The sequence below is a fragment of the Candidatus Ozemobacteraceae bacterium genome, assembly GCA_035373905.1.
Taxonomy (GTDB): domain Bacteria; phylum Muiribacteriota; class Ozemobacteria; order Ozemobacterales; family Ozemobacteraceae; genus MWAR01.
The window spans coordinates 72,749-86,235 of sequence record DAOSOK010000023.1; the positions used below are offsets into that span (position 1 = coordinate 72,749).

The 13,487-nt window shown below is 63.5% G+C and carries 8 protein-coding genes; 5 read left to right on the top strand and 3 right to left on the bottom strand.

The annotated features are described in order from the left end of the window. Positions 1 to 98 precede the first annotated feature (98 nt). From PLU72_12565 to PLU72_12585, 5 genes are all read left to right on the top strand, one after another. Entirely contained in the window at positions 99 to 752 is a 654-nt protein-coding gene (locus tag PLU72_12565; GenBank protein HOT29010.1) for an Hsp20/alpha crystallin family protein, read from the top strand. A 198-nt stretch (positions 753 to 950) separates the two neighbouring features. Continuing rightward, positions 951 to 2,519, top strand: a complete 1,569-nt coding sequence (locus PLU72_12570; GenBank protein ID HOT29011.1) for an alkaline phosphatase family protein — start codon at positions 951 to 953, stop codon at positions 2,517 to 2,519. 37 nt (positions 2,520 to 2,556) lie between these two features. Next, positions 2,557 to 4,569 carry a family 1 glycosylhydrolase gene (locus PLU72_12575; GenBank protein HOT29012.1) on the top strand — a complete coding sequence of 671 codons (2,013 nt, stop codon included), beginning with the start codon at positions 2,557 to 2,559 and terminating at the stop codon, positions 4,567 to 4,569. A 55-nt stretch (positions 4,570 to 4,624) separates the two neighbouring features. Continuing rightward, a complete protein-coding gene (locus PLU72_12580; protein ID HOT29013.1) occupies positions 4,625 to 5,281 on the top strand; it encodes an HAD family hydrolase in 657 nt (218 codons plus the stop codon). Between the two features lie 97 nt (positions 5,282 to 5,378). Further along, positions 5,379 to 7,355 carry a RecQ family ATP-dependent DNA helicase gene (locus tag PLU72_12585; protein HOT29014.1) on the top strand — a complete coding sequence of 659 codons (1,977 nt, stop codon included), beginning with the start codon at positions 5,379 to 5,381 and terminating at the stop codon, positions 7,353 to 7,355. Positions 7,356 to 7,645: 290 nt separating this feature from the next. Here the strand turns inward: PLU72_12585 and PLU72_12590 are convergent, their stop codons facing one another. The 3 genes from PLU72_12590 to PLU72_12600 form a co-directional block, all read right to left on the bottom strand. Continuing rightward, a complete protein-coding gene (locus tag PLU72_12590) occupies positions 7,646 to 9,061 on the bottom strand; it encodes an SEC-C metal-binding domain-containing protein (GenBank protein ID HOT29015.1) in 1,416 nt (471 codons plus the stop codon). 105 nt (positions 9,062 to 9,166) lie between these two features. Beyond that, complete coding sequence (gene brxL, locus PLU72_12595) at positions 9,167 to 11,266, bottom strand: BREX system Lon protease-like protein BrxL (protein ID HOT29016.1); 2,100 nt, start codon at positions 11,264 to 11,266, stop codon at positions 9,167 to 9,169. A 4-nt stretch (positions 11,267 to 11,270) separates the two neighbouring features. Beyond that, the coding region (locus tag PLU72_12600) for a PglZ domain-containing protein (GenBank protein ID HOT29017.1) at positions 11,271 to 13,487 on the bottom strand (2,217 nt) is incomplete at its 5' end.

Below are 13,487 nucleotides of genomic sequence, written 5' to 3' on the forward strand. Positions count from 1 at the left end.
TTCCTGCCTTGTTTTCTTTTTTTCGGGAACCTTTTGACGTGGTGTGTGTCTAGAAAGACAAAACACCCCGAAGGTAAACCGAAAGGAGGAAGATGGGTATGTCACGCGCATATGGTTCCTGGCGGTTCTGGTTGATCGCGGTTACGGTCGGTTGTCTTCTGCCCTTCATGGTCTGGGCGGCAGACCAGGAAAAGACGGATTCCAACGCTCTCAAGCCTGATACGGAAACCATTCAGGAGCCGGCCAGCCCCCCTTCGTCTCTCGAGGACATGATGCGGTCCATGGAGCAGAAGATGGATCAGATGCTGCAAAGCCCCTTCGGGCAGCGCGGCCGGATGCCCCGGTGGTTCGATGATGATTTTGGACTATTCCCCGGGGCGTTCAAAGGCGGCATGGGAAAGAATATGTTCCCTGTGCGACAGGCGAGATCGAATATCACCCAGAAAGATGACAATATCATCGTGACGATCGATCTCCCCGGCCACGACAAGAGTACCATCGATCTGCGCATCAAGGACCGGGCGCTGATTCTCAAATCCGAACGGAAGTCCATGAACAAGGAAGACAAGGACAACAAGGTCTTCCGCGAGGAAATCTCGTACGGATCGTTTTCGCAGATTTTCGAACTGCCGCGCAAGGTGCTCGAGACTCAGGCGAAGGCTTCGTATGCCGATGGCGTCCTGACAGTCACGTTGCCCGTCGACAAGACCGCGCCGCAGGACGAGGATGGATTCAAGATTCCCGTCAACTGAGTTGTCGTTTGTTTTCTCCCCCCCCCTTCGCCCGCCGGGACGCCCGGCGGGCTTTTTCTTGCGCCGGCATTGGCCTGATGTCCCTTGGGCGACCTGAGAAGGACGGACAGGCATCGATTCTTCTCGTACTCTTCCGTGAGAAGGCGGAAGCGTATACAATAAGAAAATACTTGGCCGAAGACGCCGACGGGGAGGATTATGATGCGCTCTGTCAGGATTCGAACGCATGTCGTGATGTTCCTGGTCTGCCTTGTCCTTGCATCTGCCTGGGCCGCGAACGCGGGAACCGGTGATCCGGGAAAGGTCGTGTTCATCCTTCTCGACGGCTGCCGCGCCGATACCTTCAACCGGTTGTGCGACCAGGGGCGGGCGCCGACCTTCGCGTGGCTGCGAAACCAGGGGTTGTCCGTCGACAATGCCGTTTCGGTCTGGCCTTCGACCACCGGGCCGGCGTATGCGCCGTTCATCTGCGGAACGTTTCCCTTCCAGTCGAATCTCACCGGCATCCGCCAGTATCTGCGCTCATCTGGCACGTATCGGAGCTACTGCGGCACCGATGTGAAGAAGATCTCCGAAGACCTTTCGCGTGATTTCCCGACCGTGTTCGAGCTCCTTCCCCGCGACAGCCTGGCGCTCGTCGCCATGCTCGACCGAGGCGCCGGCCGGCGTTTCAACCCGCCCCTCGATTTCTTCCTCAAGAGCATGCGGGGCAAATACCTCGAATGCGACCGCGTCATCCTCAGAAAGCTCGAGAAAGAGCTCGATGACGGACTTCCGAGGTTCACATTCGTCAGCTTTCACGGGCCGGACTCGGTCGGGCATCGGACCGGCACCGACGGCGCCGGGTACGACGAGGCGGTGATCAACCTCGACGGTATCGTCGCGAAGCTCATTGCGTGGCTGAAGACCCACGGCGAGCTGGAGCGGACCACCATCGTCATCAGCGCGGATCACGGCTCCCAGTCGACCTCGAAAAGCGGCGACCTGGCACCGGCTCTTTCGGCTCTGGGCCTGAAGGTCCGTGATGCCATCGGCCGCAGCACGATCGGGTACAACCTTGACAAGACGGGGCATGCCGATGAAAACGACGTGATCGTCTGCGTGAGCGGCAACGCCTGCGTTCAGCTGTATCTCAAGGGACGGCCCGGCGCCGCCTTCGAAGGAGCGCCGTCGTTCCGGATCCGCCCGACGCTTTCCGAGATGCGGGCGTATCGACGGGGAAGCGACGCGCGCGAAGTCGGCGACGTGATCGGAACGATTCTGGCCCAGCCCTGCGTCGGTTTTCTGGCGGTCAGGGATGGCCGGGCCCGGTACCGGGTGCTGTCGAAATCTGGCGAAGCCGTGATCACGCGGGAAGGAGACCGGCTTGGCTACAGGGTCGTTTCCGGAGCCGACCCGCTGCAGATGGGCATTGCGGCGCGCAAGGTGTCGGACGGGCGGTTGATCCAGGAACGGAAATGGCTTCGCATGACCTGTCTCGATCCGTATCCTGACGCCGTGTTTCAGATTTCGCAGCTTCTCGAGGCCGAGAACTCGGGAGACATCATCGTCAATGCCGCCCCCGGCTACGAACCGTGGCACGAAGGCCAGAAGGGTGTGCATGGCGGCCTGGATGCGGGCCAGATCAAGGTGCCGATGGTCCTGTGGGGGAAGGGCGTTTCGCCGGGGCGTCTGCCCTGTGCCCGCACGGTCGACCTCTACGTGACGATGCTGAAGCTGATGCAGGTGGCGCCGCCGCCCGGCCTGCTCGGCCTGCCCCTGTTCTGAAGCCGATAAGCGTCTTGTCGCGATGGAGGAGATTCGCATGAGTATCCCGGTTTGTCGCCGAATGGCATCCTGTTGGCGGTTCCTTGCCGTGCTGTGGATCGCATTCTGCGTGTCCGCCCCGGCCTTCGCGGATATCCGGGACGCTCTCGACCGGTATTCCGACGCGCTGCGACGGCATCTGGTCTGGCAGTTTCTGTCGCTTCCGACGGCCGGAAGCCAGGTGGAACGCCTCGTGCGCTGCCATACGAAAACCGTTGCCGACCTCATCAGGAACCAGTGGCGACAGACGAAGGCATCCGAACATCTGCGCAGATCGGCCGATGAGCTGGAGCGGCTTCAGACCCTGGTGCTTTCGATCTTTCCCGCCCCGAACTCCGGCATGCGGGACGATGCCGCCCGATTGATCATCGCCCGGATTCCGGAAGGAGCAGGCGTGTTTCCCGTCAGGCGTGGATATCTGCCGCTTCTCGAATCCCTGCGATCCCGTCTCCAGCATCAGGAGGCCCAGAGTGAACGGTCCGATACCCGAACTCTCGATCTCGTGGCGCCGGCGATTGCGAAGATTCGCGCGGAATGCGCGCAGATCTCCCAGGCCGAGGAAGTCGGACTCCTTCAGGCCTGGTTCTCGCGGAACTGCGTGGCCATCGAACCGGCCCTTTCCGGAAGCGGCTCTCCGATCTTTGTCATTTCCGGGGCTGGAACGGTGTCGAAGAACGGAAACCTGCCCGGCAAGCCGCTTCCGACGGGAAATCCGATTCCGAAAAAATTCCTGTGGGGTGTTTCCACCTCGAGTCAGCAGTGGGAAGGCAAAAGGCACGGCGGCATCTGGGAGACGTTCGCCGATGCGGGCCGCACCGAGGAAAAGATCGGGCGGGCCGCCAACGGATACGAGCTGTTCGAAAAGGATCTCGACCTGGCGGCCGGGATGGGTTTGAATGCGTTCAGAACGAGCATCGAATGGGGCCGGATCGAGCCGGAGCAGGGCAAAATCGATCCGGAGGGCGTCAAGTTCTATCATCGCCTGTTCGACGGCATGCGAAAACGCGGCCTGGAGCCGGTCGTCACGCTCGTTCACTTCACGTGGCCCCAGTGGTTCGAGAAGATCGGCGGCTGGGACTCGGAAGCCGGCGTGCGCGCGTTCTGCCGGTTCGTCGATATCGTGTCGCGCGAATACGGGAGCAAGGTGGATTTCTGGCTCACCTACAACGAACCGCCTGTGGAGATCATCGCCGGCTACGTGCTCGGGGCCAGCGCGCCTGGATATCGAAACCCGCTCAAGGCGCTCGCCGTCACCCGCGCCTGGATCCGATGCCACAAACTCGCCTACCGGATCATCCACGAAAACGATACCACGGCGTATGTTTCCTGGAATAACTATACCGGAACGTATAGATTAGGCAGTCTCGGCGATATCCATGTCCTGGTCGAGGGTGCAGCCAATCAGGGCGGTTCTGACGCGTCGGCCGCGGGCGTTCTCGAGACGCTGACGAGTGTCGAGAACCAGTGGATGAAAGAAGTGGCCAGCATCGAAGGCGGACGAGGCGCCGGTTCGAGAAGCCGGTCGAAATATCTCGACTATATCGGCATCGATTATTACGCTCTCTGGCGGCTGCCGGGAGGCTTCACGAAGCCTCACCTGTGGGAGATCCACCCCGAGGGCTTCTACGACGTGATCAGGAATTACTACAACTGGTTCAGGGTGCCGGTGCTGGTCGCGGAGAACGGTATGGCGAGCTGCGACCTGGCGCCGCGCCAGGACGGCTGGACCCGCGAGGCGTTCCTCGTTCAGCATGTGAAGCAGATGCAGCGCGCGATCCGCGACGGCTATCCCGTGCTCGGCTACATCCACTGGTCGATCACGGACAACTGGGAGTGGGGCTCGTTCGCACCCCGGTTCGGTCTGTATTCCGTCGACTGTCGCAACGAGCGGTTCGAACGCGTGCCGACCCCGTCGGTCGACGTCTATCGCGCCATCGTCCGGGCCGGCGGCGTCACGCCCGAACTGGAAGCCCGGTATCCGGCGCCGATATCTTCCGGAAAGGCCCGGTAAAGGTTCCCGGCGGCCGGAGCCGCCGCTTGTCCGACTGTGGTACAATGTCGCCGTCATGGATATCACCCCGTATTGCGGCATTGTTTTCGATCTCGACGGGACGCTGCTCGACACGCTGGCTGACATCGCCGATTCGACCAACCGTGTGCTGCGCAGGCACGGATTCGCTCCCCATCCGCTCGATGCCTACCGGTATTTCGTCGGCGACGGCATGCGGATGCTTGCGGAACGCGCGCTTCCGGCAGACCGGCGCACGCCGGAACTGATCGATGAGGTGTTCCGTGCTGTGCATGCCGAGTATGACCGGCACTGGGCCGATATCACCAGACCATACGACGGCGTTCCCGAGCTTCTCGACGGGTTGCGGGAGCGCGGTATCGAGATGTCGGTCCTGTCGAACAAGCCCGAGGAGTTCACCGTCATGATGGTCCGGCACTACTTTCCCGGCGTGCCGTTCAAGCGCGTCTACGGCGCCGGCGCGGGGATTCCGCGCAAGCCCGATCCGGCGGGCGCGCTGCGCATCGCGGCCGAGTCGGGGCTGGATCCGTCGCTGTTCATGTATCTCGGCGATACGATGGTCGATATGAAGACGGCGGTGGCGGCAGGCATGTTCCCGATCGGGGCCCTCTGGGGGTTCCGGGAAGAGGCTGAGTTGCGGGAAGGCGGCGCGAAGCTGCTGGTTGCGCATCCGGGAGACATCCTGGACGCGTGATCTGAGGAAGCACGACCTCTTTGTTTCCCCGAACATGGGTTTCGACGGATGGATGGATGAGGCCATGATTCGAGGGAGGTTCTGAAACAGGATGGAAATGATGCAGATGTCTGAAGACCCGTCGATGGAACGCGGCAAAAGCGCCGGAACCGCATGCCGCAAGAGCCCGGACGACGTGCTGAAGCGGATGTGGGGCTACGGCTCGTTCCGGCCGATGCAGCGCGAGGCCGTCACGGCCGTGCTCGGCGGGCGGGACGCCCTCGTCATCCTGCCGACGGGTGGCGGGAAGAGCTTGTGCTACCAGCTTCCGGCGGCGTGCGGCGTCGGGTTGACGCTCGTCGTCTCGCCGCTGATCGCCCTGATGGACGACCAGGTGGCGGCCGCGTGCGAGATCGGCCTGAAGGCCGGGGCGCTCCATTCGCAGACGCCGGAGAAAACCAGAAAGTCGGTATATGCATCGATATATGACGGCTCGCTCCAGCTTCTGTATGCGAGCCCCGAGCGGCTCGTCGCCGGCGGTCTGCTCGAGACGGTGCGACCCTGCCTGGGCCTCGTCGCCGTCGACGAGGCGCACTGCGTCTCCCACTGGGGGCATGAATTCCGGCCCGAATACCGGCAGCTCAGGCCGTTGCTGGAAAGCGTCCCGGAGGTCCCCCGGCTCGCGCTGACCGCGACGGCGACGCCGGCCGTGCAGGAAGACATTCGCGCCCAGCTCGGCCTGCGGAACCCGGTCTCGCTGGTCGGTCACCCGGACCGGCCGAACCTGACATACCGGGCCTTTCCGCGGCACGACCAGGCGCGCCAGGTGCTCGACGTGATCCGCAACCACCCGCGGGAGGGCGGCATCGTGTATGCCCAGACGCGAAAAGAAGTCGAGCGCCTGGCAAAGAGCCTCGCGAAGGCGGGCGTCTCGTGCGCGCCATACCACGCCGGCCTTGACGGAGCGGTGCGCGCCCGCACGCAGGACGACTTCGTCCACGAGCGGCTCGACGTGGTCGTCGCGACGATAGCGTTCGGTATGGGCATCGACCGGTCGAACGTGCGGTACGTCGTCCACGCGAACACCCCCAAATCGATCGAGCATTACCAGCAGGAGTCGGGCCGCGCCGGCCGCGACGGCGAGCCCGCCGAGTGCGTGCTGTTCTTCTCTGCGGGCGACCTCGCCACCCACCGGGCCCTCTCCCTGCGCGACGACGGAATGACCCCCGAGCGCCGCCGCGTCATCGAGCGGCAGTTGAAGGAGATCGGCCGCTACGCCGTCTCGCCCGTCTGCCGCCACCGCCTCCTCGCAGAGCATTTCGGTCAGGCATACCCCCCGCTCGCGAGCGATGGAATATATAATAAATCAGATATAACGAATAATATAAATGAGGAACGCGGATGCGGGGCCTGCGACGTCTGCCTCGGCGAAACGACGGCGTTGCCGGACGACGAGGCGCTCGTGACCGCGCAGAAGATCATCAGCGCCGTGTATCGCACCGGAAGCCGGTTCGGGGGAAACTACGTCATCAGCGTCCTGCTGGGAAAATCCGACGAACGCATCGGGGCCAACGGCCACGACACCCTGCGCGTCTTCGGCCTGATGAAGGAGTACAGCGAGGCCATCCTGCGCGGCTGGATCGACCAGCTCGTCATCCAGGGCCTGCTCGCGGTCACCGACGGGGAATACCCGCTCCTCCAGGTCACGAACGCCGGCCTCGACCTGTGCAAGGGCACCGGCTCGGTGCGCCTCGGCAAGCCCGGCCTGCCCGCCGGTTCCCGCAAGCGGCGGCGCGGCGTGTCCGCCTCCATCGTCGTCGGCGATCCGGCGAACTCGGACGCGTTGCCGCTGTTCGAGTCGCTCCGTCAGCTCCGCCTCCTGCTGGCGCGCAAACAGGGCATTCCGCCCTACATGGTGTTCCCGGACTCGGTGCTTACCTCGATGGCCGCGCTCAAGCCCGCCGACGCCGAATCCCTGCGCCTCATCAAGGGCGTCGGCGACCAGAAGCTCGCGAAATACGGCCGCCCCTTCCTCGCCGCCATCGCCGGCCAGAATCCCGAAACCGCCGCCGCCTCATTCGCAAAGCCTTCCTGAACAGCCGGGCTCTTTCAATGCGTCCGGGGCGCGGTTGATGTCGACCTTCGTTTCGAGACAGGGGCGACAATCCATATCGGTCGCCCCGATCATGAACCAGTTCAAGTGGCCTTGATGATGATTATTATGTCTTTATCATGCAATCTCGGGTATTGAGTCCTGCTGAATGAAAACCACCCGTTCGCCCTGAGCCTGTCGAGGGGCGAGTGCATTCGTGCTTCGACAAGCTCAGCACGAACGGTATCGAGTATGCGGGTGATCGTCGTGTTCCTCGCGTGAGACGAGTAATACTATGACCTCCCGCAGCATTTTTTGAACTTCTTGCCGCTGCCGCAGGGGCAGGGCTCGTTTCGGCCCACGGTTTCGTCGGCGGGCGTCGGTTGCTCGCTGTTTTCGCTTCCGAGCGGCTCGCGGCCGTTCTTCGTCAGCCAGGTATCGAACAGCGACGTGACAAGCTTTCTGCGCCGGTCCAGCTCGGACGCGACTCCCGGGTGCTCTTTGCGCAGAGCGCCGAGCAGGCGCCGGGCAAGGTCGGGATCCCCTTCGATCGAGTTGGCCAGGATCCGCTGGTCCCGATAATTGACGAGGAACATGCAGTCGGGGTCGTGGGGGTTGTCCGCCGATTCGTCTGCGTCCGCGTCCTTGGTGAACCACTGCAGAGAGGCGATCGGCGAGGCATAGGCGGGGGTGTAGCCGTCGAAGCATCCCCACTCGGTCCCGTCGAGCGAGAACGTGAAGGGTTGAGCGAACGGAAACAGCAGGACGTAGGGCACGAGGGCCCCTTCATGCTTATCCAGATATTCGAAGCCGAGCTCCACCCGGGAGTCGGTCGGTGAGCATTCCCGTTCCTGAATCCATTTCTCGGCGAGGAAATATCGCCGGAGTTCCTTCCAGTCGGCATTGGAACATCGTTCCACGAAGGAGTCGCCGATTGCGACGCCGTCGGGGCAATGCCGCATGAACAGATCGCGATCGCGAAGCTGCTGCTTCTCGATATCGACGCGAAAATACGGCACTCCTCCCCCCTCCACGCCGGGGCGTTTCAAATAGGGATACACGTCCAGGATCATGCAATCGCAGAAGGGATCGTCACACACCTCGTATTGAACCAGATACTCGAATTCTTCCGCGGATCCGATCTTCAGACGCATGGCCTGACGGTCGGGATCGGGCATGAACGAGAGCCGCGGCTTCACCAGGCCATTGGCCGTGTTCGTGCGAAGGGCGGCCTCGTCGTAGGTCAGAATCTTCTCCAGCACCGTATTGTCTTCATTGAGGCAGTGAACCACGTGACCGTCGTTCATGCGGCGAAACAGGACCAGTTCCTTCCGCCTGTTCTGAAGGCCGGCGACGCCGCCGAAGACGAGCCCTGGCTTGCAGGCCTTTCGAACCAGTTCCGTATCGACCACGGCCGTCGGGCAGGCTTTGCAGAAATACCCCCCGGGCGACAGGGCGACGCGGGCTCCCGTGTTCGTCGTATAAATAAATTCTGATATATATTCCTGAAGAGGGGATCGGCATTTCGGGCAGGTTTCACTCTGCCCCGCGTAGTCCAAAGAATACATGTCGACGAGATGGTCCCCATCGAAAACGGGCAGACCGTGCTTCGCGATGAGAATTCGTTCGGCCTCGGCTTTCAGGTTCGGGCCGAAGTCATCCAGATCGACCCGGCGAACCGGTGACGAGAGATCTTTTGAGTTTGCCATGTTCCACCTCCCGGGCGGGGCGACGATGAAATTTTGAGCGTTCGCCCGGGCATACTGTACCACCCCCGTTTCGGAGAGGCAATCGCCCGGTTCGAATCGCCCCAATCAGCCGGGCTTCTTCGCGTCGTCCGGGGCGCGGTAGATGTCGACCTTCGTTTCGAGACAGGGGCGGCAATCCATATCGGTCGCCCCGATCATGAACCAGTTCTCGGGCTTCATGAAGTAGTCGAGGCCCCGGCCGATCTTGATGATCCAGCCGTTATCCAGCCGCACTTCGCGGTCGTGCATCGTCTCGCGGTATTCCCATGTGAAAGCGACCCTGTACGCCGCGAGACTGTCGCGCAGCATCCCGAACCGCTCCTCCGCCTCCTTCCTGTCCTCGTCCCCGTCCAACCCCGTGACCAGGTGCAGCTTTTCGAGTGACCCAGCCCGCAGCGCCGTCTCGCAGAATCGCACGAGGTTCTGGATCTGGTGGTGAGCCCGGATATACGGATCCTCGATCCGGATCTCCTTCACCCCGGCCAGATACCGGCCGAACACCGCCTCGTAGGAATACCCGGTGTCACCATACCTGATCGTATAATGGTCTTCGACCGCCTCACCGTCGCCGTTCGCGGCCCGCACCATGCTGTTGGGCCGCGCCGGCCGGACTTTTTCCTCTTCGCGTTTTCCAGAGGCCGGATCCGGTGTCATGCCGCCCTTTCCCGGGACCGCCTGCCCGTCGCCCGGTAACCGCCGCCGCACCGGGTTCTGCGTCGCCGGCGCGTCCTTTGACTCGGGGCACCAGACCTCGATCTCGGTTCCATTCTGAGCGATATACGACAGATGGATGCGCGCATACTCGTCGTCGTGCTTGCGCTTGTTCAGCTGCTCCTTCACCCGCCGCCGACCCTCGAGAGCGTAGGCCACATACTGCTCCAGCTCGGCCGGCGTCGGCTCCCCGGCTGGGTGCAGCAGCTTGAGCAGCCCCGAGACCGTCCGCTTGACCGCGATCTCGTCGCGGCCCTCGATCGACGACCCGAACCGGCAGTGCCTGTTCACGTAGTCATACCGGCTCTGCTTCGACAGCGCATGGAACGCCTCCGACAGGTAGTCGGTGATGAAACCGTATTTGTCGGTCAGCAGGAGACTGCTGTTCTTCGGCATCTCCCACCCGGGCAGGAACGTGAAGAACCGGTCCAGCACGGCCAGGTCGAACTCCTTCGGCAGCGGGATGAACAGGTCGTGCTGCGTCGAGTTGACGACCTGATCAATAGCATTATCTATATTCCCCACGAAGGCGAGGCTCGCGTTCGCCACGATCTCGACGCCGCGCGAGAACCGGCCGCTCGCCATGTAGCTCTTCAGAATGTCGATCGTCTCGGGGTCCTTGATCCGCACCCGGCCGACCTCGTCGAACGCCACGATGTCCCAGAAGCCCACCAGGCCGACCGCCCGCCGCGCGGTGTTGTAGAACAGCGTCGGCGTGCTCGCCTGGCTCACCAGCGTCGAGTAGGGCGAGAACTCGCTGAACGCGTACGATTTTCCCGTGCCGCGCGGCCCCAGCTCGATGAAGTTGTAGTTCGCCTCGACGAACGGCAGAAACCGCGCGACGAAATGCATCATCAGCCGGAACTCCATCTTCGACGGCTCCAACCCGATCGACCGGATCAACGCGTGAAGCCACTCGTCCCGCGTGAACTTCAGCCGCCCCTCGCAGAAATCCTCGAACCGGAACTTCGACAGCTGAATCGGCTTCAGGCTCTCGATCGCGAACGCGTAATCGTCGTCCTCGACGTCGTTGTGCGCCACCGTCACCTCGGCCCAGATCCCGCCCTCGAGCAGCCGGTCGTTGTCCCGGTAGAACTTCTCGGGAATCGCGATCCGCCGCGACCCGAAATTCTCCAGCTCGGCCCAGTGCCGCTTTTCCTTCTCCTTGTAGACCACGTGCACCTTGTCGATGAACTTGTGCGTGCCGTTGCGCTGCACCAGCGACTGGGCCTTGTTCGCCTCGTCGGGCCGCACGTAGTTCTTCTGGAGCGTCTCGAGCACGGCCGCGATCCCGTTCTCGACCTCGGCCGCATCATCGCTCGCGCAGAACTTCGCCAGCAGGAACTCGAGAACGAACGTCGGGATGTTCGTTCCCTTCTTGATGCGGTGCAGAAGGTCTTTCCTGACGACCTTGCCGGAAAAGGCTTCGTTCAGTTTCGTGTCGAGAGCGTCCATGTCGTTACTCCGCGTAATCGGTTTCTAGCGACAGCCTGGCGAAGGTCACGCCCGTGACGGGATCGACGGCCCGGATCTCGAACGGGCCGGAAAACTCCTCTTTCATGTGGAACGGCACCCGGATCGACTCGCCGTAGGCGATCGAGAGCAGGCCGGTCGACGGGTCGAGATGGTTGCAGGTGGCCGCGTCCCCGACGAGCTCCTTGTCGCACCAGGCCGAGAGCTGGAATCGCACCGCCTCGTCCGTGAACATCCGGCCCTGCATCAGCGCCACCTCGATCATCGGCCGCCGCGTCGTGATGCGCTTCACCGCGCCGCCCCGGTACGACAGCTTCAGCTCGGGCTTCTGCTGTGCCTGCTCCTTCCCGGCCGCGCCGGCCAGGTCGATCTCGATGACCGGCAGGACGCACTCCTGGAGCGAGAGGCCCGAGTGGAAATACCCGGCCCCCTTCGCGAACGTCGCCAGGGTCGAGGGCGTGGCGTAGGTGTCGAACTCGCCCCGCATCCCCAGCTCCGCGAGGGTGAACACGCTCGCGCCGGCCCCCGGCGAGCCGCGGCCCAGCAGGCACCGGTCTTTGGCGACGCTCCACTCGCCCGGCGGCTTCACCGCCACGTCGCCCCGCTCCTGCGCTTCGGCCAGGAAGAAGCCGTGGTCGGTCGCCATGACGGCCTTCTGGAACCCGCGTTCGCCGACCCGCCGCACGCCCGCCAGCAGTTTGCGCACGAGCTTCGGCATCAGCCGCCAGGCCTCGCCGGGAGTGTTTTCGCACAGCTGGTCGATCTCGCCCGACTTCACGATCAGCAGGCGCGTCGTCTCGGGAATCTTCAGGCGCGACGGGGGCTTGTTGATGAGGTCGTCGAGATCGCACATGTGGCACAGATCGCCCAGCGACGACTTGAACCACTTGAGCCGCTCGTCGGGCGTGGTGATGCGCGTGCCCTTGATGCTCGGAACGAGGCTGTCCTTCTCGATGCCGAGGGAAAACTCCGTGTCGGCCTCGGGAAGCAGCGCCGCCATCCCGACCGCCGTGACCGTGGGCAGTTGCGCGCAGACGGCGGTCGTCCGCGTCCGGAACTGCTGGGAAAGATGCTTTTCGAGCGCGACGGCCAGCTCGTACCGAAGCGAATCGACCATGAACAGGGCCGTCCGTTTCCGCTCCTCGAGCCGCGGGGCGACGAACCGGCGGAACGTGTCGGTGTTGCGCGGCCGCCCCGAGACCGGCCAGCCCTCGCGGCCAACCGACTCCATGAACCTGCGATGCAGGGTCTCGGCGAGCCCCAGATACCGTTTGCGTGCCTCATCGACGAGCCGTTCGAGGCCCGCCAGGTCGCCGAACGCGTCGGAAACCGCCTGCTCGAACTCGCGGTGGGCCGTGTCGAGCTTCAGAAACTCGGCGCAGTAGAACTCGAACAGTGCGGCCAGCGCCGGTTTGCAGGCCGCCAGCCGCGTCTCGAGGTCGCCGGCCAGCTCGAGCAGGTCGCGCAGGCGGCCGGCGATGCTCCAGAGCTGCTGCCGGTCGGTGTGCCGCACCCAGATCGACTGTTCCCGGCCGCGGCAGATCGTTTTCGCCCCCGTGAAATCGCCCGCCTCAGTTCTGTGAGTGAACAGTTCGAGATACTTCCGCTCCTCGAACGCGAACGTGTCGCGCTTTCCGAAATCCTCGGCTTCCCGGAAATACCCTTCGAGGGCGAGTTCCGCCGCCGCTTTCCCGGCCAGCTCCATATACCCGGTCTGGTATGCCTCCGTGCCGCGAAGCGTGTCGCACACCTGGTAGACCAAGTCGCGCGCCGTCGCCGCAGCCCGGGGCACGCTCGAAAGCTGTGCCGGCAGGGCCTGGGGCAGATCGAACACGAACTCGCTGAACAGCACCAGCCGCGCGACTTCGGCCCGTACCGTCTCCGCGTCGGCGTCGCGGCCGTCGGGAAAGCGGTATGACAGGGTCGTGCGCAGAAACTCGCAAAATTCGGGAACCCAGGCGCGGTCTCGTTCGAGGGCCTTCTTCTGCGCGGCGTCGGGGCACAGGAGCCCGACGAGGATCTCCGCGGCCGACGAGCACCGGAGCGTGCTCTTGAGCTTCGGCCAGGTCGCGCCCTCCTCGAGCAGGCCGTTGATCACGTCGAAATCCGGCGTGCCCGCCGCGAACAGCGCGTCGATCCGGCTTGCCTTGTCGGGCGCCGCCCGCTGGCACAGGGCCTGGTAGCTCTCCCCGTCCTCGCGCGG

What these genes read in the sequence shown, in the direction of transcription:
- PLU72_12565 (HOT29010.1), top strand. Translation starts at nt 99, where the DNA reads ATGTCACGCGCATATGGTTCCTGGCGGTTCTGGTTGATCGCGGTTACG.
- PLU72_12570 (HOT29011.1), top strand. Translation starts at nt 951, where the DNA reads ATGATGCGCTCTGTCAGGATTCGAACGCATGTCGTGATGTTCCTGGTC.
- PLU72_12575 (HOT29012.1), top strand. Translation starts at nt 2,557, where the DNA reads ATGAGTATCCCGGTTTGTCGCCGAATGGCATCCTGTTGGCGGTTCCTT.
- PLU72_12580 (HOT29013.1), top strand. Translation starts at nt 4,625, where the DNA reads ATGGATATCACCCCGTATTGCGGCATTGTTTTCGATCTCGACGGGACG.
- PLU72_12585 (HOT29014.1), top strand. Translation starts at nt 5,379, where the DNA reads ATGATGCAGATGTCTGAAGACCCGTCGATGGAACGCGGCAAAAGCGCC.
- PLU72_12590 (HOT29015.1), bottom strand. Translation starts at nt 9,061, where the DNA reads ATGGCAAACTCAAAAGATCTCTCGTCACCGGTTCGCCGGGTCGATCTG.
- brxL (HOT29016.1), bottom strand. Translation starts at nt 11,266, where the DNA reads ATGGACGCTCTCGACACGAAACTGAACGAAGCCTTTTCCGGCAAGGTC.